Here is a 20,370-nt window from a genome sequence, read left to right as displayed (position 1 = left end):
TCGCGGTCGGATAGATTGCCGATGTGATCATCCTTGACGGGACCGCGCTGGCCGCGCGGCGACTTCCCGGGCTCCGCGCCCGCGCGCAGGCACTGGCTGCCGCGCGCGGGCGCGCGCCGTTGCTGGGCATCCTCGGTTTCGCCGACGCCAGTGGGAGGGTTCCACACGTGGCGCCGAAGCTCCGGGCCGCCGAGTCCTGCGGGATCGCCGTCGACGTCGCGGCGGTCCCGCTCGGCGCGACACTCGCCGACACACTGGCCGCCGCCGAGCGCCTGCGTGCGACGCCTGGCCTCGACGGATTGTTCGTGCAGTTTCCGTATCCCGACCCTGCGTGGGGCGACGCGGTCGAGGCGATGATTCCCGCGTCGCTGGATGTCGACGTGATGGCGCCTGTTGAGGTCGAACGGTACTTCGCCGACGCGTCCGCGTTGCCGCCGGTGACGGTGAGCGCGGCGCTGCATCTCGTGGACGAGGCCGGCATCGCGCTCGAGGGCCGCAGCGGCGTCGTGGTCGCGGAACAGTCGCCGTTCGCCGAGATGTTCCGTGAGGCCTTCGCGCGGCGCGGGGCGCAGATGTCGGCGTTGGTTGCGCCTGCTGCCGCCGCCGATGATGCGCGTGTGCGCAACGCTGGCGTGGTGATTGTGGCGGCCGGCGTGCCCGGTGTCGTGGACGCGATGATGCTCGCGGACGGCGCCGTGGCGATTGACGTCGGCTACTTCAACCCCGGCGCGCGCGGCGACATTGCCAACGCGACGACCGCCCGGCACCTGGACGCGATGGTCCCGGTACCGGGCGGCATCGGCCCGATGACGATCTCGGCGTTGCTCGAGCGCGTGCTCGTGTTCGCCGAGCGCGGGGGCTGAGCGCCCGCGCGGCTCAGCGCACGACGAAGCCGAAGGGAATCTCCACCACCTGCTTCACGCGGTCGCGCCCCACGCGCGCCGGGGTGAAGCGCAGGCGCGGCAGCACGGCGCGCACGCTTTCGATGAAGGCCGGGTGCGTGCTCTCGAGCACCGTCAGTGTGCCGAGCTCGGCGCGGCCGTTCTCGTCCACCACGAAGCGCACGCGCACGCCCCCTTCGATGCGTGACTGGCGCAGGATCTCCGGGTACCGCGGCAGCGGCGATCCAGCGCGCAACGCGGCCGGCACGTCCACCGACTCCGCACCGAGCACGCCGTCGCCGCTGCCGAGCGGCGTCGCGTCACTCCCCGGCGACGGCGCGCCGAGTCCGCCGTCGCCGGCGGGGAGGTCAATCGGCGGCGCGTAGTCGGTCGGGAGGCCCGTCGGCACGTCCGTCGGGATGCTCACCGGCGGCACGTCCACCGCCGGGACGGCCGCCGTGGTGCTCGGCGTGTGGCTGGTCCGCGGGGGCGCCGCCTGCGGACGCTGCGGCGTCGCGGGACGCGGCGAGGCGGGTGCCACCAGTGGCACGATGCGCGTGCTGCTCGACGGCGGCGTGAAGACGTCGCGCTGTGTGGTGGCGACGAGCATCGTCGCGATCACGCCGAGGTGCAGGGCGAGGCTGAACGCCGTGCCGTTGGCGGTCGTGTGCTGCGTCGGACGCGAGGCGATCAGGGTCGTCAGCATGCTGGTCTCCCGTGAGGGTCTTGGGAGATCGTACGCCGCAGAGATTGCGCCGGCCCCGGCGGTTCCGTTACGGGATGGTTAAGGCTGCGTGAAGACTGCGTGGAGGACAGGTGGTCAGGGTGTCACAGCGACTTGAGGTACTGGACGAGGTCAGGCCGCTGCTGTGCCGAGAGGCTGAGTGAGAAGATGCGTTCGTAGTGCGCGACGACGGCGTCGAGCTTGAGGAGCGCATCCTTCAGGCCCTGCGGCAGCGCGTCAGTCCAGAACTGCTCATCGCCGAAGGTGTCGTACCGGAAGATCCGCTTTCCTTCCTCGATGAGGCGCGCGATGCCCGGACCCGTGGGCCCCCCGTCGCTGCAGGCGACGGGGGCCGCGAGCACGACGGCGCCAACGATGCCCGCCGCGAGGAGGGCGCGCCGTGCGGCGCGCCGGTGCCGTTCGTGTCGCGTCGGATGGTCCTAGCGCCGCGCGCCAGCGAGCTTCTGCTCGAGCGTCGCCGCGGCAAGGCGGTGCGCCTCGAACGCCGGCGCCACCTTCGTGACCAACTCGCGCAACTCGGCGTTCTGGATCGCCGGCAACAGCGTCGAGTTGATCGCATCGATCACCGATTGGTGAAACGCGACCTCGTGACGCAGGAATGCGAGGTCGAACGCGGCACCGCGGGCGGCGCGCAGCTCGCGCATCGCAGTCGCGTGCGCGGCCGGGGCGGCGTCGTTGGCTGGCGGCGTCGGCGTCACGCCGAGCTTCTTGGCGAGGTCGCGTCCCATCTGGCGCACGGCGGCGTGGTCGCGGGCGATCATCGCGCCGAACTCGCGGACCTCCGGCGACTGTCCGCGCTGGGCCGCGAGTTGGCCGGTCTCGATGTCGGCCGTGTTCGCGGCGTCGAAGATCGCGACGATCGTGGCATCGTCGAGCGAGGCGAGGAGGCGGGCGTCAGCGACCGGCGCGGCCGCGGAGTCCGCGGAGGTCGGCTCGCCAACCGGCGCAGCGGCGACGAGGGTGATGGCGAGGCCGGTGGCCGCGACGGCAATCAGTGAGCGCTTCATATGATGCATCTCCGAGGAATGGGGGGGTGAAATGGCCTGCGCAGTGACGATACCCCATTAAAACAAATAAGTCAATATGAAATGGTGATTATTGTGGAATTGGCGGATTTTGACTAGTTTTTGTGCAGTTATCACCGGATGGAGGCTCTCGCGTGGCGGCAACGGCGATGGATGGACGCTTTTTCGAGACGACTCGGGGACGAATCGTGACCCTGCTGCGCCGGGGGGCGAGTACCGTCGAGGAGCTCGCCAGCGCCCTGGGGCTCTCGGACAACGCCGTGCGCTCGCACCTCTCGACGCTTGAGCGCGACGCACTCGTGCGTCAGCAGGGGGTTCGACGTGGCGCGGGGGCGGGGAAGCCAGCCACCGTGTACGAGATCCATCCGGATGCCGAGGTGGGTTTCTCCCGGGCATACGCCCCGGTGCTGCTCGCCGTCTTGGACGAACTGGCGACGCGCGCGCCGGCCGACCTCGGGCCGGATGTGATGCACGCGGTCGGCCAACGGCTCGCGCGGGCGCTGGGCTATCCCGCGCACGCCGCGCCGACGGCGGGAGTGCAAGCGGCGATCGACGCGCTCACCATCCTCGGCGGCGAGGCGCGCGCGGAGACGGACGCAGATCGCGTCATCATCCGCGGCTGCGGTGCCTGTCCGCTCGGCGACGCCGTGTCGCAGCATCCGGGACTCTGCCGTGCCGTCGAGTCCCTGCTCGGCGAAGTCGCGGGGACTCGCGTGACCTCCGTCTGCGACCACGCCGCGCGGCCACGCTGCGGCTTCGAAGTGCCGCTGCCGGCCTGATCGCAGGGCGGGTGACCGCCCCGTCAGGTCACACGAGCATCCCGGCGAGGCATGCCGACGTAAACGCCGCAAGGTTGCCACCGATCATCGCCTTCAACCCCAGCTGCGCGATCTCCCCGCGCCGCTCCGGTGCCAGCCCACCGATGCCACCGATCTGGATCGCAATCGAACTGAAGTTCGCGAAGCCAAGCAGCGCGTACGTGAGGATGATCGCCGAGCGCGGCTCGAGCACTTGGCCCGCGCCGAGGTCTGCGCCGAACTGCGCGTAGGCGACGAACTCGTTGAGCGTAGCCTTGAGGCCGATCAGCGAGCCGACGTAGGGCGTGTCCTGCCACGGCACGCCCATCACCCACGCGAGCGGACGGAGCAGGGTGCCGAGGATGCTCTGGAGCGAGAGGCCGTCGATGCCGACAAGCGCGCCGCCCCAGCCGAGGATGGCGTTGATGAGGGCGACGAGCGCGACGAAGGCCATGAGCATCGCGGCGACGTTGATGGCGAGTTGCACGCCCTGCGCGGCGCCGTTGGCGGCGGCTTCGATCATGCCGCTCTCTCCGCTGTGGCCGCCGATTTGGAAGATGCGCTTGCGCGGCGGCACGGGTTCCGCGGACTTCATCGCGGCTTCCGCTTCACGGAGTGAGGCGGCCTTTGCGCGTGATTCCTCGGTTTCGGGGAGCAGGATCTTGGAGATGGCGAGGCCGGCGGGCGCATTCATCACGCTGGCGGCGAGCAGGTGCGCCGCGATGCCCGGAAACCATCCGGAGAGCATGCCGACGTATGCGGCGAGCACGCCGCCAGCGACGGTCGCGAAGCCACCGACCATCACGGTGTTGAGTTCACTGCGTGACATCGTGCCGACGAAAGGCTTGATGAGCAGCGGCGCTTCCGTCTGGCCGAGGAAGATGTTGCCGCTCGCACTGAGCGTTTCGGGGCCGGACGTCTTGAGCGTCTTCTGCATGACGAAGGCCAGCGACTTCACGATCATCTGCATCACGCCGAGGTAGTACATCACCGACATCAGCGCGGAGAAGAAGATGATCGTCGGCAGGACGTTGAAGGCGAAGTAGGCGCCGGTCTGGGCGACCTGCGTGGCGCCTTCGATCGTGCTGCCGTCGGCGTTGGTGACGGGCACGCTCGACTGCACGAGGTTACCGAAGACGAAGCGGGCGCCCTGCTCCTGGAAGCCGAGGAGCGAGGTGATCAAGTCGCCGACCTTGGCGAAGACTTGGCGCCCGATCTCGGTCTTGAGCACGAGCACGCCGAACAGCGTCTGGAGGCCGACGCCGGCGCCGACGAGTCGCCAGTCGATCTTCTTGCGGTCGCTGGAGAGCAGCACGGCGATGCCCAGCATCACGGCGATGCCGAGCAGGCCGATCAGGCGCTGGCCCAAGGGGATGTCGAGTCCGTCGCGCGCGGACGCGAGGCGTTCAGCAGCGGTTTGGGCGAGCGGATACAGCCACGGCAAGGCGAGCGACATCAGGGCTCCGAAGGACGGGGGGCGCCAACGATTCGGTTCAGGCCGACCAAGAGGGCGGACAACGCCACAAAGCTACGCCGAGCAGGGCGGCATGTCGAAGGCCTTCGCGGTTGTCCGGAATCTCCCTCAGGGAGAATCCGCGCTTCGCTTCTGACGGGCCTTGGCGGCTCAAGGGCAACTTGTCCCGCCAGCCGGACCGTCAACGTCCCCTGACCCCGCGGACCCCTGCCGATGCGCGTCGTCCTCGCCCAGCCCAACCATCACGCCGATCGCGCCGGCGGCGATAGGCCAACCAGCCGAGCGCACTGCCTGCGGCGGCGAGGGCGAAGGTCGTCGTGAACGCGACGACCTCGCCCCGCGGGGTGAGCCGTGCGGCAATCGCCAGCGCAACCGCCACACCGGCGCAGCCGACCGCGATATCGAGGAGGATATTCGTCCAACTCTCCGTGACGCCGGACACCCACTCCGCGAGCTCCCAGATGCCCATCACGATGCAAGCGACCGCGAAGACCATGGGGGTCGTCAGGTCGAACCAGCGATTGCTGAAGCCGCCTGCCACCCCGCTGATGAAGTGAACGAGCATCCATCGGTCGAAGTAGCGCCCTTCGGACCAATCGAGGCTGACGGCGGGACGTTCAGGCATGCGGGAAATCTGCCGAGTTCCCTCGCGCCGCGCCGCCGGGCATACTTCGGAAGACCCGAGCCGTCTCCCTGACATGCGTCGACTGTTCCTGGCATCCGTTCTCGCCACCGCGCCCCTCGTGGCCCAGGCGCCCTCTGATTTCACCGGCCCCAGTCCGTGGCCCGAGATCCGCCGCGAGCGCATCACGCGCCTGCTGCCGCAGGCGATGCGCGAAGCAAACGTCGACGCATGGGTGACCTTTCTCCGCGAGAATGCCAACGACCCGCTGGCGCTGCACGTGGGCGGCGAGAACGCCGGGTCGCCCGCCGCCGTCGTGTTCGTCCGGAACGGCGACCGTGTGCGGTCCGTGATGATCTCCGGCTTCGGCGAAGCCATCGCCCTGCGTGAACTCGGCTTGCACGACTCCGTGGTCGTCTACGACCGGAACTCGTCCACCGCACTGATGGATGCCGTGGCGAGCCGCCTGCGCGCGAGCGGTGCCCGCCGCATCGCCATCAACAGCGGCGGCAGCGAGAACGTCACCGACGGCCTCTCCCACACGCAGCGGATCGCGCTCGAGCGAGCGCTCGGATCCGAGTGGACGGCACGGCTGGTCCCAAGCGAGGAGTTGGTCGAGCTCTGGCTACAGGTGAAGTTGCCGGCCGAGGTGGCGATCATGCAGCGTGCTGCCGCGCTTACGGCGCAGTTGGAGGCGGAAGCGTATGCGACCGTCGTGCCGGGCGTCACGAAGGATTCCGATGTCGCGCGCTTCCTCAAGCGGCGCATGCGCGAATTGGGCGTGGAGGATGGGTGGTCGCCCGCGCAAAACCCGAGCGTGAACTCCGGGCCAGACCGCGGCCACTCACACGCCTCGGATCGCGTCATCCAGCACGGCGACTTCATCCAGACCGACTTCGGCATCAAGGTGTGGGACGTGTGGGTCACGGACATCCAGCGCTTCGCCTATGTGCTGCGACCCGGGGAGTCAGCGGTGCCGGCGGAGGACCTACGGCGTTGGGAGCATGCACGGGCCGGCAGTCGCGCGGCGTTCGCGGCGATGCGGCCCGGGGTCACGGGCGCGCAGGTGGACTCCGCGCAGCGCGTGGTCATGAACCGCGCGGGCTCGGCGAGCGTGCCGTGGGGCACGGGCCACAGTGTCGGCTACTGGGCACATGACGCGGGGCCGAACCTCAACCGCCGCGAGACGCGTGCCCTGCGCGAAGGCATGACCTTTGCCTTCGACGGGTTCTACGCCTGGGCCTTGCCCGGTGGCAGCACGACGTGGGGCGAAGGCACGAAGACATTGTCGCCCGAGGAGATGGTGGTCATCACGGCGACGGGCGCCGAGTGGCTCGTGCCGCCGCAGGACAGCCTGATCCTGATCCGCCCGCGGCGCTGATCACGCGACGTTGTCGCTACCGAAGCAGCGCCCGCGTCCGGCGCGCTTGGCGGCGAGCAGCCGCCGGTCGGCGACATCGACGAGCACCTTGGGGTCGATGATCGGCCCGTCGGCCTGCGTCGCGGCCACGCCGGCGCTGAAGTCGATGCGGAGCACGCGTCCGTCGTCCATGCGCAGGGGAAAATCGCTGATCTCGCGGCGCAGGGCCTCGATGCGATGGAAGGCCGCTTCGCGTGTGGTGTTCGGCAACAGGATCACGAACTCCTCACCGCCGTAGCGCGCCACGATGTCAGTGCGGCGCATCGAGCGCCCCATCAGGTCCGCGACCTGCTCGAGCACGCGGTCGCCGACGGCGTGGCCGTGCCCGTCGTTCACCTGCTTGAAGTGGTCGACGTCGATCAAGGCGAGCGCGAGCGGCGTCTTGTCGCGCGTGGCCTGGTCCATGGCCGAGACCAGGGCGCGGTCGAAGTGGCCGCGGTTGAAGAGACCGGTGAGGCGGTCGCGGGACGCGAGGTAGAGGAGGCGCTGGGCACGGCGCACGATGCTCACGGCGAGCAGCGTCGCAATGCCGAGCAGGATCAACCGCGTGAAGAGATCGACGGGGATGTAGGGACCGGCCCGCATCGTCATCTCGACGGCCGTGAGATTCCCGCTCGCCACCGCCGCGGCCCACAGCGCGCCGTACTGCGTGATGGCCAAGCCGCCGACCACCATGCAGATGCGCGCGTCGTAGCGGAGCGATGTCGCCACGAGCGCCAAGAAGTACATCTCGAACGTGACCGTCGAGTTGATGGCGTTCAGCGGCGACGCGACGATGAAGAAGCTGGTGAGCGCCACCGAGACCATCGTGACGTCGAAGGCGCTTGATGCGAAGCCGATCCACGGGCGCCACGCGCCATTGCGGAGGCGGAAGAAGATGGCGAGCGAGACGCCGGCAGCGAGCAGCGTGACGACGAAGCCGGCCACATGCATGGGGTCTTCACCGCGCGACGCCAGGAGGCTGTAGGTCGGCGAGATGAGCAGCAGCAGCATCGCGACCAGGCGGACGCGGGCCACGACGTACTCACCTTCGATACCGGCAGCGGCGAGTGCCGGATCGGGCGCGGACCAGATCGGGGCCTTCGGCGCGCCCTTGCTGAAGGAGTCCGACCAGCGGCGGGGGGCACGAACGGGGGCTTCGGCTGGAGCGTCGCCAGGAGCGTCAGGCTGCATACCAAAAGGTACCGTCGCCTCGCGCGGCGAGCGACTCAGCGGCGCGCCAACCAGTCCCGTGCCGCGTCGACGTCGGAGAAGAAGCTCTCTTCGGGGCTCGCCAACAGCTCGCGATAGCGGTCCATCTTGTGCGCGTCATGGTGCAGGTGGACGACGCGCGTGCAGGTCCGGGGTTCCGTGGGCTCCGGCGGAACCCGTTCATACAACCGGAAGAAGCCGACGACGAAGCCGTGGGCCGCCAAGAAGCGCGGCGTGACCTCGCGCATCTCCTTGTGGACCGCGAGTTCCTGCTCGCCCACCTCGTACCCACGCAGGTCCTCGATCACCTGAAAGCGGCTGCCTTCGGGCAGCGACCGCGCGGCACCGTACAGCTCCGCCTCCCATGCGGCGACCGTCGTGAAGTCCACCACGCCGTTGAGCGCCGTGTAGAGCGTACCGCAGCTGGGGTCGTAATGGACGGTGTAGGGCATGCTTTCCCTACGAAGGTCGCGGCCGCTGGGTTACGCGAAGCGCACGGACTTCCGCATCGGCAGTTCGCGCACGCGGGCACCGGTGGCCGCGAAGATCGCGTTGGCGAGCGCCGGCGCAGCGGGCGGGACCGGTGGCTCGCCGATGCCCCGGACGGCGGGACCCGCCTCGAGCGCGCGCACGACGATCTCCGGGACCTGCTTCAGGCGCATCGTCTCGAAGAGGTGGAAGTTCGTCTGCTCGGCGACGCCGTCGGCATACGTGATCTCCGCATGCATCGCATGCCCGAGCCCCCAGATCACCGCGCCCTGCACCTGGTTCTCGAAGTTCACTGGATCGAGCACGCGCCCGACTTCCGCCGCGACGAAGACGCGGTCGATGCGGATGCCGTCCGGGGTATCGGTGACTTCGACGACCTCGGCGACCGGCACGCCGAACGAGACCGTGAGCGCCACACCGCGTCCGCGACCGGTGCCCATCGGGCTGCCCCACCCGGACATCTCCGCCACGGCTTCGAGCACGCGCCGCGAGGGCTCATGCATGCAGAGCCGGATGCGCTCGCGCAGCGGGTCTGCGCCGGCCGCGTGGATGAGTTCGTCGAGGAAGCTCTCGTGCAGGAAGCCATTGATGCTCGCGCCGACCGAACGCCACGAGCTCACGGGCACCAGTTCCGGCACGCGGTATCCCGTGACGCGGTAGTGGGGAATCGCGTACGGCTGATCCCAGGCGCCGGCGACGATGGAGATGTCCGGTCCGGGTGTGGAGAGGCCGATGCGTGACATCTGCGACGCCGTGGTCGCGGGTGCCGCGATGCCGAGGTCGAAGGCGTCGACCCTGCCATCCTGCACGACGCCGCGGCCGCGGCCCATCGCCAGCGGGCGCGGGAAGTCGTGCGTGAAATCCTCCTCGCGCGTCCAGGTGAGCTTGATCGGGACGTCGGGATGCGCCATCGCCAACTGCACGGCTTGCCGCACGTAATCATCCTCGAGGCGGCGACCGAAGCTGCCGCCCGCGATGAGCGCGTGGAGCGTCACGTTGTCTTCGTCGATGTCCGCGGTCTTGGCCGCCCACTGCACGAGGAAGCGCGGGATCTGCGTGGCCGTCCAGATCTCGAGCTTGCCGCCGGTGAACTTCACGACGGCAGTCATCGGTTCGAGCGGCGCGTGCGCCAAGTACGGCAGTTTGTATTCGGCGCTATGTACGGAGGCGCCGCCGGCGGCGAGTGCCTCCTCGATGTCGCCGTCGTTGCGGAACCGCGAATCGCGCCGATCGTCCGTAAACGACTCGCCGACGATGCGGAACATCTCGGCGCTGGTCTTCGGGTATGGGGCGTCGCCCCACTGCGGCTGCAGCAGCGCCGCCGCGCGGAAGGCACGCCATGTATTGTCGGCGATGATGCCGACGCCATTCGTGATCGGGACGACCTTGATCACGCCACGCGCGGACTTGGCGGCGCTGTCATCCACCGAGATCATGCTGCCGCCGAGGCGCGGATTGGTCCGCACCGTGGCGTAGACCATGCCCGGCATCCGCAGGTCGATGCCGTACTGCGCCGTGCCGGTGCTCTTCGCGACGATGTCGAGCCGCTGCATCGGCTTGCCGAGGAACTTCCACTGCGCTGGATCGCGCAGTTGCACGGAGGACGGCGGATCGATCTGTGCGGCCTCGGCGGCCAGCAACGTGTAGGGGATGCGCTCGCCGGTCGGCGTGACGACGTGGCCGTTCTCGGTCTTCAGTTGATCTACGGGAACGCCCGTGCGGCGTGACGCCGCCTCGAGGAGCATCAGGCGCGCCACGGCACCCGCCGCGCGCAACTTCTCGTAGGCGTCGGGCACGGTGGACGAGCCGCCGGTGATCTGCAGGCCGATGAGCTTCGAAATCGCACCGCCCAAGGCCCGGCCCTGCCGCGCCACGAAGCCGTCGTTGATGCTCGCGAACGGCATGCCCTCGGGCAGCACCGCCTCGTTAAAGTAGGCCTTGCTCGGCGGCCCCGGCTCGACTGCAAAGCTGCCCCACTCCAGGTCGAGCTCCTCGGCGACCAGCATCGCCTGCACGGAGTAGGCGCCTTGGCCCACGTCGGCACGCGGCGTGATGATGGTGATGCCGTTCGGGTCGATCTTCACATAGGGGTTCAGCGTCGCGTCGTCGTCATCGAGGACGTCGAGCAGCGGATTGCGGAGCGGCCACTTCACGAGCGCCCAGCCGACGACGAGTCCGCCGGCCACGGCCGCCGAGCCGATGAGGAACGTGCGGCGCGCGATGGTCTTCACCTTGCCCATGTCAGCGGCCCTCGCGCAGGAGCTCGGCGGCGCGCAACACACCCTGGCGGATGCGCGGATACGTGCCGCAGCGGCAGAGGTGCGCCTGCATGGCGTCGTCGATCTGGGCGGCGCTTGGGTTGCGATTCTGCGCCAGCAGCGCGGCCGCGGTCATGATCTGGCCGGACTGGCAGTAGCCGCACTGCGCGACTTGGACCTCGATCCACGCGCGTTGCACGGCATGCAGCGCCTCGGGGCTGCCCAAGCCTTCGATGGTCGTAACCGGCTTCGTTACGGTACCCACGGGCGTCGAGCAGCTCCGCACGGGCTTGCCGTCCACGTGGACGGTGCAGGCGCCGCAGACGCCGATGCCACAGCCGTACTTGGGCCCGGTGATGCCGAGTTCGTCGCGGAGGGCCCACAAGAGAGGCATCTCGGGTTCGACGTCGAGCTCGTGCGGGGTGCCGTTGACGGTCAGGCGCATTGGCGAAGGGGCAGGGGTTCCCTGAATATTTCACCGATGCAGCTGCGTCGCCATTCATTTGATATCCGGACCGAGTCCGCGATCGCCTTCGTGGACGTCACGGAGACGGTGCGCAGTTGGGTCGAGGCGCAGGGGATGGCGAACGGCCTGCTCACCGTGAGCACGCCGCATACGACGGCGCGCATCGTCATCAATGAGCGCGACGCTGCACTGCAACGCGACATGATCCGGCACCTCCAGTGGTTCGCGCCCACCGACGCCGCGTACGAGCACAACCAGCACACCGTGGACGGTCGCAACAACGCGCACGCACATCTCGCGGCGCTGTTCATGCCGGCGAGCGAGAACGTGCAGGTCGTCCATGGGACGATCCAGCTCGGAGAGTGGCAAGCGCTGTTCTTCGTGGAACTCGACGGGCCGCGCGAACGGCGCGAGATACATGTGCAGTTGTTGGGGGAGTAGGCATCTTCAGCGAGGTTCTCGTGCGTCCAGTCCTGCTTGCCGCTGCACTGCTCCTCGCGCCGACGATCGTCGACGCCCAAGGGCCGCGCTTCACCGTGACGTTCCCGGCCGAGCGCTCCGACGCGCCGATCGACGGACGCGTGCTCCTGTACATCAGCGCCGACACGACGGGTGAACCCCGCTTCCGCGCCAGCGACGCCGTCACGACGGCGCAGGTGACCGGCACGGACGTGGACGGTTGGCGGCCCGGCACCCCGGTCATGGTGGATGCGGCCGCGTTCGGGTATCCGATCGAGTCGCTGCGCGACTTGCCGCCGGGCCGGTATCGCGTACAGGCGCTGGTGAACCGCTACCAGACCTTCCGACGCGCGGACGGACATGTGGTGAAGCTCCCACCCGACCGCTGGGAAGGACAGCAGCTGACGCGGAAGCCGGGCAATCTGTACTCGCGACCCGTGAACGTGACCATCGCCGCCAACAGCCGCATCGCGTTGGAGCTGACGGAGGAGATTCCGCCGGTCGCGGACTTCGCTGCGCAAGAGACCAAGTACGTGAAGTACGTCCGCATCCGCTCCGAACGGCTCTCGCAGTTCTGGGGCACGGACATGTACCTCGCCGCTTGGGTGCTGTTGCCCGAGGGCTTCGACACGCATCCCGATGCGCGATATCCGCTGGTCATCAACCACGGGCACTTCCCGTCGAGCGTGAGCGGCTGGCGGGAAACGCCGCCGGATTCCACACTGGCCCCGGATTTCTCCACGCGCTTTAACCTGCGGGGCTACAATCGCATCCAGCAGGAGCTCGCCTACCAGCTCTACAGGGATTGGACCGGTCCCGGCTTCCCGCGCATGCTGCTGGTCGAGATCCAGCACGCGACGCCGTTCTACGATGATTCCTACGCCGTGAACTCGGCGAACAACGGCCCGTACGGCGATGCCATCAACCATGAACTGATCCCGGAGATCGAACGGCGCTTCCGCGGCATCGGGCAGGGTTGGGCGCGGTTCACGTACGGCGGCTCGACCGGCGGCTGGGAAGCGATGGCCGTGCAGATGTTCTATCCCGACTTCTTCAACGGTGCGTGGATCGCCTGTCCGGACCCGATCGACTTCCGGCACTACACGACCGTCAACATCTATGCCGATCGCAACGCGTACTACACGGAAGGCCCGTTCCGCCGCACGCGGCGACCCGCGCAACGCAACTACCTCGGTCACATCACCGCCACGGTCGAAGACATGAACCGTCGCGAGCTCGCCCTCGGCAGCAACACGCGCTCGGGTGACCAGTTCGACGTGTGGGAGAGCGTGTATTCGCCGGTCGGGCCCGACGGCTATCCGGCGCGCATCTGGGACAAGCGCAGCGGCGTGATCGATACCGCCGTGGCGCGGCATTGGCGCGACAACTGGGACCTCTCGCACATTCTGCAGCGAGACTGGGCGACCTTGGGGCCGAAGCTGCGCGGCAAGCTGCGCATCTATGTCGGCGACATGGACAACTACTACCTGAACAACGCCGTGTACGAGGTGGAGAAGTTCCTGCGCAGCGCCAGCCCGCCCGCCGACGCGGTCGTGGACTACGGCGATCGCGATGAGCACTGCTGGAACGGCGACCATACGCGCAGCAATGCGTACTCGCGCTTGCGGTATCCGCAGATGGTGTTCCCCTGGGCCCTCGAGCGCATCCTGCTTACGGCGCCGCCAGGATCAGATCTGCGTAGCTGGCGCTACTGAGGCACGATGCGGCCGACCGACATCGACGCCTTCTTCGCCGACCGCCACACGCTCGACGCCGCACAATACCTCGAGCTCGACTACACCTTCGAGTGCGGCGGCGACCCGCGGGCGGCGGCGGCACACCTGTGCGCCGAGCAGTCCACCGCGCAATGGCAGCGCGTCGGCGTGGACGAGGACTACCGTCCGCGCCATGCCGCCAAGGTGATCGCCCTTGAAGCCGAGCCCATCGCGGCGCTGAGCCTTCCTGTGCCGGGTGCACCCGCTGGACCGCTGCACCGTGTACGCGTGACCGTCGCGCATCCGCACGGCAACTTCGGGCCGCGCATCCCGAACCTGCTCTCGGCCGTGCTCGGCGAAGGCGTGTACCACGTGCCCGGCGTACCCGTCATCCGACTCGATGACATCCGGTTTCCCGACGCATATCTCGCGCAGTTCCCGGGGCCGCAATTCGGCGTGGCGGGACTGCGCCAGCTGCTCGATGCCCACGACCGCCCGATCTTCCTCGGCGTGGTGAAGCCGAACATCGGCCTCACGCCGGCGGCGTTCGCGGCCATCGCGGAAGAGGCGTGGCTTGGCGGGCTCGACATCGCCAAGGACGACGAGATGCTCGCGGACATCGACTGGTCGCCGCTCGCCGAGCGGGCGCAGCGCATGGGGGAGGCCCGGGCACGCGCGGAGCGCGCAACGGGAGCACGCAAGCTGTACATGGCGAACGTCACGGACGAGGTCTCGCGGATCCGTGAGCTGCATGACGTCGCGGTGTCGCGCGGTGCGGGGGCGCTGCTGGTGAATGCGCTGCCCGTGGGCTTGAGCGGCCTGCGTATGCTTCGCGAGCACGCGCGGGTGCCGCTGTTCGCGCACTTCCCGATGGTCGCGGCGCTGACGCGCGTGCCCGGGTATGGGGTGCATGCTCGGGTGCTCACGAAGCTGCAGCGTCTCTGCGGCGCGGATGCCGTGATCATGCCCGGCTTTGGCGATCGCATGATGGTGCCAGAGGACGAGGTGATGGCGAACGTGCGCGCCTGTCTCGAGCCGATGGGCCCGATCCAACCGGCGCTTCCCGTGCCGGGCGGCAGTGATTCTGCGGAGACGCTGCCGCGCGTGTATGCGACGATCGGTACACGCGACTTCGGCTTCGTGTGCGGGCGCGGGATCTTCGGCCATGCGGATGGGCCGCGCGGTGGCGCGGCGAGCGTGCGCGCGGCGTGGACGCAGCTCGCGACATGAAGGGCCGGGCTTCGCTGCTGCTCGTGCTTGCGGGTGCGGCGCTAACCGTGTCGACAAGCGCGTGCCGTCCGATCCTTGGGCGTGCCGACGCGCCGGTGCTCGTGGACACGTTGTTCTACATCTCGGCGCGTGCACGCGAGAACGGCCGCGACGCGGCACGGTTGTCGGACCATCTCGAGTATGGCATGGTCTTCACGCGGCGCCCCGTACTCGATGACCCGGTCACGGACGGCGCGCGCATCCAGATCCTCGATTCCCTCGTGTTGAGCCGCGAGGCGTTCCTCGGCGCCCTCGGCGGCTGTGCCGCGCGACCGGACGAACCGCATCGGTTTGCGGTGATGTACACGCACGGGTACGGCACCTCGCTCCGCGATCTCTGGGAGCATGCGGCGTTGGCGCGCGTCCGGGCGCGCGGCACCCAGCCGTGGCTCGTCTTCGCATGGCCGTCCATCGGTTCAGGCGTCGCGTGGCCGCGCGTTGGCGAGGTTCTCACGGCAGCGTATCGCCAGGACTCGACCGCCGCCGCCGCGAGCCATGCGGCGTTCGCCGAGGCCCTTGGCACCGCGCACGCGGCCACCGGCGGAGCGCGACTCATGCTCGTCGCCCACAGCCTCGGCGGGCAACTCGTCGGGGAGACCTTCCGCGAAGACAGCGCGTTGCGCGCCGCGCTGACGCAGGATCCGTTGCGTGCGGTGGCGTTTGTCTCACCCGATATCGCGCTGGAGCGGTTCGGCGATTCGATCGTGCCGGCCGTGCGACCGCTCGCGCAGCGACTGCTGCTCTACGCCTCGGCCGATGATCGCGTGCTGTTCTTCTCGGAGATGGTGAACGACTCGGAGCGGGCCGGTCGCATGGCCGGTGGTCGACGGGAGGTCCCCGCGTTTCCGGGGGTCGAGTCCGTGGACATGACCGATGGGCAGTACGCCAACTCCTGGCTGGTGCACACGTTCGGGACGCGGCATGCGCTGCGCCGGAAAAGCGCCGCGCTGTTCGACCTCGTTCATATAGTAGGGGCGCAACGTCCGGCAGAGTGCCGGCTGACGCTTGGGACGGCGGAGCGGGCGGCGAACGGAAGCTGGCGGCTGCAGCCCACCGCGGTGCCCGCGCCGAGTGCCGCAGGGCGCTGCTAAGCCCCCTCGCCGGAAGCAATCATCGGGACACGTCCCGTTGCCGGCGCCCGATGCGCGGCGCAACTTCCGCGCATGCTGAACCGCCTTCTGCGCCTGCCACTCGCGCTCGCGCTCGGGAGTCTCGTCCTCGGCTGCGGTGACGCAGTCGAGCCAGGCGTCGCCCGAGAGCTCGCCCAGTACCGTGCACGCACCATCTCCGACCTCCGCTACGACGCGCACTTCGACATTCCGGCCGAGAAAGACTCGGCGGTCACGGGTGTCGTTGACATCGCGTTCACGCTGAGCGAGGCGCGCAAGCCCCTCGTGCTCGACTTCCGCGCGCCCGCCGACCACGTGGAGGAGGTCCGGCTCGACGGCGCGAGCATCGAACCGCGGTTCGTGCAGGATCACATCGTATTGCCGCCGCGGTTGCTGGAGACCGGCAAGCACGTCGTCAGCGTGCGCTTCCGGAGCACGGATGCCGCCCTCAACCGCAACGCGGACTTCCTCTACGCGCTCTTCGTGCCCGACCGCGCGTCGACGGCGTTCCCGGTGTTCGAGCAGCCGGACCTGAAGGCGACGCTCGCCCTGACGCTGACCGTGCCGGCGGCATGGAAGGCCGTCAGCAATGGGCCATTGGTCTCGCGCGACAGCAGCGACGCATCACGGCAAGTGCTGCGCTTCGCGGAGACCGAGCCGATCAGCACCTACCTGATGACCTTCGCCGCCGGCGTGCTGCAGGAGGAGACGGCGGAGCGCGACGGCCGGCGCTTCACGATGTATCACCGCGAGACGGACAGCGCGCGCGTCCGCCGCAACGCCGCTGCCGTCTTCGATCTGCACGCGGCGGCGCTGGCGTGGCTCGAGGAGTACACGGGAATCCCCTATCCGTTCGCCAAGTTCGACTTCTTTGCCGTGCCGGCGTTCCAGTTTGGTGGCATGGAGCATCCGGGGGCGGTGTGGTACCGGGCGGGCAGTCTTTTCCTCGACGAGTCCGCCGGCCGCACGCAGGAGCTGGGCCGTGCGAGTCTCATCGCGCACGAGACGGCGCACATGTGGTTCGGCGACCTCGTCACGATGGAATGGTTCAACGACGTGTGGATGAAGGAGGTCTTCGCGAACTTCATGGCGGCGAAGATCGTCGGACCCTCGTTCCCGGATGTCGACCAGCGTCTGCGCTTCTTCCAGGCACACCATCCCGCCGCGTACGGCGTGGATCGCACGCAGGGTGCGAATCCGATCCGCCAGCCGCTGGAGAACCTGCGCGAGGCTGGGTCGCTGTACGGCGCCATCATTTACCAGAAGGCGCCCATCGTTATGCAGCAGCTCGAGACGATGGTCGGCGACACGACCTTCCGCGACGCACTGCGCATCTATCTCGACCGGCATCGGTTCGGGAACGCGACGTGGCCGGACCTGGTGTCCGTGCTCGACTCGCTCAGCCCGATGGACGTGACGACGTGGAGCCGCGTGTGGGTGGAAGAGCCCGGGCGCCCGACGCTGACGGCGTGGGTGGAGGACGGCACGCTGCATATCACGCAGAACGATACCTGGCCGGATCGCCGCCTCCGGTGGCCGCAGCAGCTCAGCTATGCGCTGATCACGGACGAGAAGGTCGCGCTGCTGCGCGGCAACTTCGCCGGTGACATCCTGACCCTGCGGTTACCCGAGCCGATCCAGTCGCCGCGCATCCTGCTTGGTGGCGCCGACGGCGTTGCGTACGGACGCTTTGCCCTGGACTCCGCGTCGCGACGCGCACTGCTCGACCGCGTGCATACGCTCCCCGAGGCGTTGCATCGCGCCGTCGCGTGGCAAACGCTGCAGGAAGAGTTGATCGCCGGCGTCCTCGAGCCCGCGGCGTTGCTGGACGCGACACTCGTCGCCATCGATACGGAACGCGAGGAGCTCGTTGCCTCACAGGTACTGGGCCTCCTGCGCTTCACGTACTGGTCGTTCCTCGATGACAGCCTGCGGCAGCGCGTGGCGCCGGAAGTCGAGCGGCGGCTGTGGCGGGCGCTCGAGCGTGCGCCGACCCCAGGCCGGAAGGGCGCCTTCTTCAGCACGATCGCGTCCGCCACGCTGACTCCGGATGGAGTCGCCCGGCTAGAGGAGATCTGGCGCACGCGGAAGCCGCCGGCGGGCCTGCCGCTCTCCGAACAGCAGTATACGGCGCTCGCCGAGGCGCTGGCGCTGCGGGGGCTGCCGAATGCGGAGCAGATTCTCGACGAGGAGGCTTCGCGCATCACCAATGCGGATCGGCGCGCGCGTCTCGCCTTCGTGCGGCCGGCACTGAACGCGGACCCGGCGGTGCGCACCGCGTTCTTCGAGACTCTGAAGGTGGTTGAGAACCGGCGGCAGGAGTCGTGGGTACTCGATGCAGTCGGGCACCTGAACCATCCGTTGCGTGCGGAGGCATCGCTGCCGCTGTTGCGTCCGAGTCTCGACCTCGTGCTCGAGATCCAGCAGACGGGTGACATCTTCTTCCCGCTGCGGTGGATGAACGCGGTGCTCGACGGGCACCGGTCGGCGGCGGCCGCGGACACGCTGCGGCGCTTCCTCGAGGAGCACCCCGGCTATCCGCCTCGCCTGCGCGGGAAGATGCTGCAGGCCGGGGATCTCCTGCTGCGTCGCGGCCGCGACGCTACGGTCCGCTAGAGCCCGTCGAGGTTCCTGAGCAGCCGTGCGTAGAAGCCGATCGCCGTCCCGAACGCCTCGATGCCGATGCGCTCGTTGACGCCATGCACGCGGGCGACGTCGCTCTCCCCGAGAGGCACGGCAAGGAATCGGTAGACACGGTCGGAGTGCGCACTCCAGAACTTGGCATCCGTGCCGCCCATGACGAGGTAGGGCAGGACCGGAACGCTGCGATCCGGCACCATTGCACGAATGGTGCGCTCGATCAGCTGGTATGCCGGCACGTCGGTGCGCGAGACCGCTGAGGGATCGGCGGTTGCGGAGTCGCGCGGCGCGATGGCGATCATGGTGTCGTTCACGATCTCGCGCACGCGCGCGATGACGGTCTCGCGGGTCTCGCCGGGTCGGATGCGGAAGTTGACCACCGCCGTCGCTTCAGGTGGCAGCACGTTGTCCTTGACCCCGGCGTTCAGCATCGTCGGCGCCGTTGTCGTACGCGTGAGGGCGCCGCCCAGTGGCGTGCCTTGCAACGACCGGATGACCAACGGCTCCGTGAGCCAGAGGTTGGCCAGCACGAGGCGCTGGCCAAACGGCACGTACGGCGCCATCGCCGTCATCATCTGCGCCGTCGGGCCGTCGAGCGACGCGGGGAACGGGTTCGCCATCAGCCGATCGATGGCGGCGCTGAGCGCCCCGACCGCCGTGCGCGTCGGCGGCATGGACGAGTGTCCACCGCTGGCCCGCGACGTCAGCGTGAGCGAGAGATAGCCCTTCTCGGCGATGCCGACGATTGCCGCCACGCCTTCAACGCCGGGAATCGCGCCGGAGGTCATGAACCCGCCCTCGTCCAACACCAGCGCAGGACGAACGCCTCGTGCGACCAGCGTATCGACGATGCGCCGTGCGCCGTGGAGACCACCGACTTCCTCGTCGTGGCCGAAGGCGAGATACACGGTCCGCGCCGGTCGCAGGCCAGCCGCCGCCATTTGCTCTACCGCTTCAAGGATCGACACGACTGTGACCTTGTCGTCGAGCGTCCCGCGACCCCACACGAACCCGTCTGCAATGGTGCCGTCGAAGGGGCCGTGCAGCCACTCGGCGCGATTCTCGTCCGTGACTGGAACGACGTCAACGTGGCCCATCAGCACGACGGGAGCTGCGGTGGAGTCGCTGCCGGGCCAGGTGTAGAGGAGGGAGAGCTCCCCGATCGTCTCGCGGCGCATGGCGGCGTGCGCCGCGGGATACGCGCGCTCGAAGTGCGCGTAGAGCGCGCGGAACTCTGCGGTGTCGATCGGCGCGCCGCTTTGCACGCTCACGGTGGGGAAGCGCACCGCGACAGCCAAGCGCTCGGCGGCTGCCGCGACGTCAATGGCGATGGCGTCGGACGCCCCCGACGCGGCAGCGGGCGCCGGGACACGCAGGGCATTGGCCGCGAGCACACCGAACAGCGCGAGACCGAGCACGACGATGGCGATGAGGATGCGCTTCATGAGAGCAGCGTGAGGGCGAGGGCGATGGCGGCGGGGAGCGCCTGGATGAACAGGATGCGTCGATTGGCTGTCGCGGCGCCGAAGATGCCGGCGGCGATTACCGCGACCAGGAAGAACACGACGACGGATTCACCCGCGGCGCCGAGCCACAGGCCCCAGAGGAGGCCTGCGGCCAGGATGCCGTTGTAGAACCCTTGGTTGGCGGCGAGCACGCGGGTCTGCGCCGCGAACTCCGGTGTCGTGCCGAACGCGCGGCGTCCGCGCGGGGTCTCCCACCAGAACATCTCAAGGACGAGGATGTAGACGTGGAGTAGGGCCACCAGCAGGGCCGAGAGGCGCGCTATCGCGAGCATCGCTCTAGCCGT

19 protein-coding genes are annotated in these 20,370 nt (G+C 68.9%); 8 read left to right on the top strand and 11 right to left on the bottom strand.

Going from position 1 to position 20,370, the window contains the following annotated elements; all coding sequences use genetic code 11:
- Nucleotides 1-23: 23 nt before the first annotated feature.
- Nucleotides 24-863, top strand: a complete 840-nt coding sequence (locus Strain318_RS13655; protein ID WP_367886251.1) for a tetrahydrofolate dehydrogenase/cyclohydrolase catalytic domain-containing protein — start codon at nucleotides 24-26, stop codon at nucleotides 861-863.
- Between the two features lie 13 nt (nucleotides 864-876).
- Here Strain318_RS13655 and Strain318_RS13650 read toward each other — a convergent pair whose 3' ends face one another.
- The 3 genes from Strain318_RS13650 to Strain318_RS13640 all read right to left on the bottom strand — a co-directional run bounded on the left by Strain318_RS13650 (nucleotide 877) and on the right by Strain318_RS13640 (nucleotide 2,633).
- Nucleotides 877-1,587, bottom strand: a complete 711-nt coding sequence (locus tag Strain318_RS13650) for an energy transducer TonB (RefSeq protein WP_367886250.1) — start codon at nucleotides 1,585-1,587, stop codon at nucleotides 877-879.
- Between the two features lie 122 nt (nucleotides 1,588-1,709).
- On the bottom strand, nucleotides 1,710-1,967 hold the full coding sequence (locus Strain318_RS13645; protein WP_367886249.1) for a hypothetical protein: 258 nt from the start codon (nucleotides 1,965-1,967) through the stop codon (nucleotides 1,710-1,712).
- A gap of 78 nt (nucleotides 1,968-2,045) precedes the next feature.
- Entirely contained in the window at nucleotides 2,046-2,633 is a 588-nt protein-coding gene (locus Strain318_RS13640) for a DUF4142 domain-containing protein (protein ID WP_367886248.1), read from the bottom strand.
- Between the two features lie 167 nt (nucleotides 2,634-2,800).
- Here Strain318_RS13640 and Strain318_RS13635 point away from each other — a divergent pair, with 167 nt between their 5' ends.
- Nucleotides 2,801-3,430, top strand: a complete 630-nt coding sequence (locus tag Strain318_RS13635; protein ID WP_367887925.1) for a helix-turn-helix transcriptional regulator — start codon at nucleotides 2,801-2,803, stop codon at nucleotides 3,428-3,430.
- A 28-nt stretch (nucleotides 3,431-3,458) separates the two neighbouring features.
- Here the strand turns inward: Strain318_RS13635 and Strain318_RS13630 are convergent, their stop codons facing one another.
- Nucleotides 3,459-4,904 (bottom strand): NupC/NupG family nucleoside CNT transporter, encoded by a 1,446-nt coding sequence (locus Strain318_RS13630; RefSeq protein WP_367886247.1) that lies wholly within the window; start codon nucleotides 4,902-4,904, stop codon nucleotides 3,459-3,461.
- Between the two features lie 199 nt (nucleotides 4,905-5,103).
- Nucleotides 5,104-5,547 carry a hypothetical protein gene (locus tag Strain318_RS13625; protein ID WP_367886246.1) on the bottom strand — a complete coding sequence of 148 codons (444 nt, stop codon included), beginning with the start codon at nucleotides 5,545-5,547 and terminating at the stop codon, nucleotides 5,104-5,106.
- 73 nt (nucleotides 5,548-5,620) lie between these two features.
- Here Strain318_RS13625 and Strain318_RS13620 point away from each other — a divergent pair, with 73 nt between their 5' ends.
- Nucleotides 5,621-6,925, top strand: a complete 1,305-nt coding sequence (locus Strain318_RS13620) for a M24 family metallopeptidase (RefSeq protein ID WP_367886245.1) — start codon at nucleotides 5,621-5,623, stop codon at nucleotides 6,923-6,925.
- Here the strand turns inward: Strain318_RS13620 and Strain318_RS13615 are convergent, their stop codons facing one another.
- From Strain318_RS13615 to Strain318_RS13600, 4 genes are read right to left on the bottom strand one after another with little or no spacing between them, the layout of a single operon-like run.
- Nucleotides 6,926-8,137, bottom strand: coding sequence for a GGDEF domain-containing protein (locus Strain318_RS13615; protein ID WP_367886244.1), 1,212 nt, complete (start codon nucleotides 8,135-8,137; stop codon nucleotides 6,926-6,928).
- 35 nt (nucleotides 8,138-8,172) lie between these two features.
- Nucleotides 8,173-8,607: a hypothetical protein gene (locus Strain318_RS13610; RefSeq protein ID WP_367886243.1), complete on the bottom strand. Its 435-nt coding sequence runs from the start codon at nucleotides 8,605-8,607 to the stop codon at nucleotides 8,173-8,175.
- Between the two features lie 30 nt (nucleotides 8,608-8,637).
- Nucleotides 8,638-10,884 (bottom strand): xanthine dehydrogenase family protein molybdopterin-binding subunit, encoded by a 2,247-nt coding sequence (locus tag Strain318_RS13605; protein ID WP_367886242.1) that lies wholly within the window; start codon nucleotides 10,882-10,884, stop codon nucleotides 8,638-8,640.
- A gap of 1 nt (nucleotide 10,885) precedes the next feature.
- Nucleotides 10,886-11,347 (bottom strand): (2Fe-2S)-binding protein, encoded by a 462-nt coding sequence (locus tag Strain318_RS13600; RefSeq protein ID WP_367886241.1) that lies wholly within the window; start codon nucleotides 11,345-11,347, stop codon nucleotides 10,886-10,888.
- Nucleotides 11,348-11,383: 36 nt separating this feature from the next.
- Here Strain318_RS13600 and Strain318_RS13595 point away from each other — a divergent pair, with 36 nt between their 5' ends.
- The 5 genes from Strain318_RS13595 to Strain318_RS13575 all read left to right on the top strand — a co-directional run bounded on the left by Strain318_RS13595 (nucleotide 11,384) and on the right by Strain318_RS13575 (nucleotide 18,536).
- Complete coding sequence (locus Strain318_RS13595) at nucleotides 11,384-11,809, top strand: secondary thiamine-phosphate synthase enzyme YjbQ (protein WP_367886240.1); 426 nt, start codon at nucleotides 11,384-11,386, stop codon at nucleotides 11,807-11,809.
- 20 nt (nucleotides 11,810-11,829) lie between these two features.
- Nucleotides 11,830-13,542 carry an alpha/beta hydrolase gene (locus tag Strain318_RS13590; protein WP_367886239.1) on the top strand — a complete coding sequence of 571 codons (1,713 nt, stop codon included), beginning with the start codon at nucleotides 11,830-11,832 and terminating at the stop codon, nucleotides 13,540-13,542.
- 6 nt (nucleotides 13,543-13,548) lie between these two features.
- Nucleotides 13,549-14,772 (top strand): RuBisCO large subunit C-terminal-like domain-containing protein, encoded by a 1,224-nt coding sequence (locus Strain318_RS13585; protein WP_367886238.1) that lies wholly within the window; start codon nucleotides 13,549-13,551, stop codon nucleotides 14,770-14,772.
- On the top strand, nucleotides 14,769-15,902 hold the full coding sequence (locus Strain318_RS13580; RefSeq protein WP_367886237.1) for an alpha/beta hydrolase: 1,134 nt from the start codon (nucleotides 14,769-14,771) through the stop codon (nucleotides 15,900-15,902). Before Strain318_RS13585 ends, Strain318_RS13580 begins: the two co-directional genes overlap by 4 nt.
- 72 nt (nucleotides 15,903-15,974) lie before the next feature.
- On the top strand, nucleotides 15,975-18,536 hold the full coding sequence (locus tag Strain318_RS13575) for a M1 family metallopeptidase (RefSeq protein WP_367886236.1): 2,562 nt from the start codon (nucleotides 15,975-15,977) through the stop codon (nucleotides 18,534-18,536).
- Here the strand turns inward: Strain318_RS13575 and Strain318_RS13570 are convergent.
- Together Strain318_RS13570 and Strain318_RS13565 are read right to left on the bottom strand one after the other, a co-directional pair.
- Nucleotides 18,533-20,005, bottom strand: a complete 1,473-nt coding sequence (locus Strain318_RS13570; protein WP_367886235.1) for a M20 family peptidase — start codon at nucleotides 20,003-20,005, stop codon at nucleotides 18,533-18,535. The genes Strain318_RS13575 and Strain318_RS13570 overlap by 4 nt on opposite strands.
- A complete protein-coding gene (locus tag Strain318_RS13565) occupies nucleotides 20,002-20,358 on the bottom strand; it encodes a DUF1304 domain-containing protein (RefSeq protein WP_367886234.1) in 357 nt (118 codons plus the stop codon). Before Strain318_RS13565 ends, Strain318_RS13570 begins: the two co-directional genes overlap by 4 nt.
- Nucleotides 20,359-20,370 lie beyond the last annotated feature (12 nt).

The organism is Pseudogemmatithrix spongiicola, from assembly GCF_030623445.1.
GTDB classification, from domain to species: Bacteria; Gemmatimonadota; Gemmatimonadetes; order Gemmatimonadales; family Gemmatimonadaceae; genus Pseudogemmatithrix; species Pseudogemmatithrix spongiicola.
The sequence above is the reverse complement of the archived record's forward strand: the minus strand, read 5'-3'. Positions and strand labels throughout refer to the sequence as shown.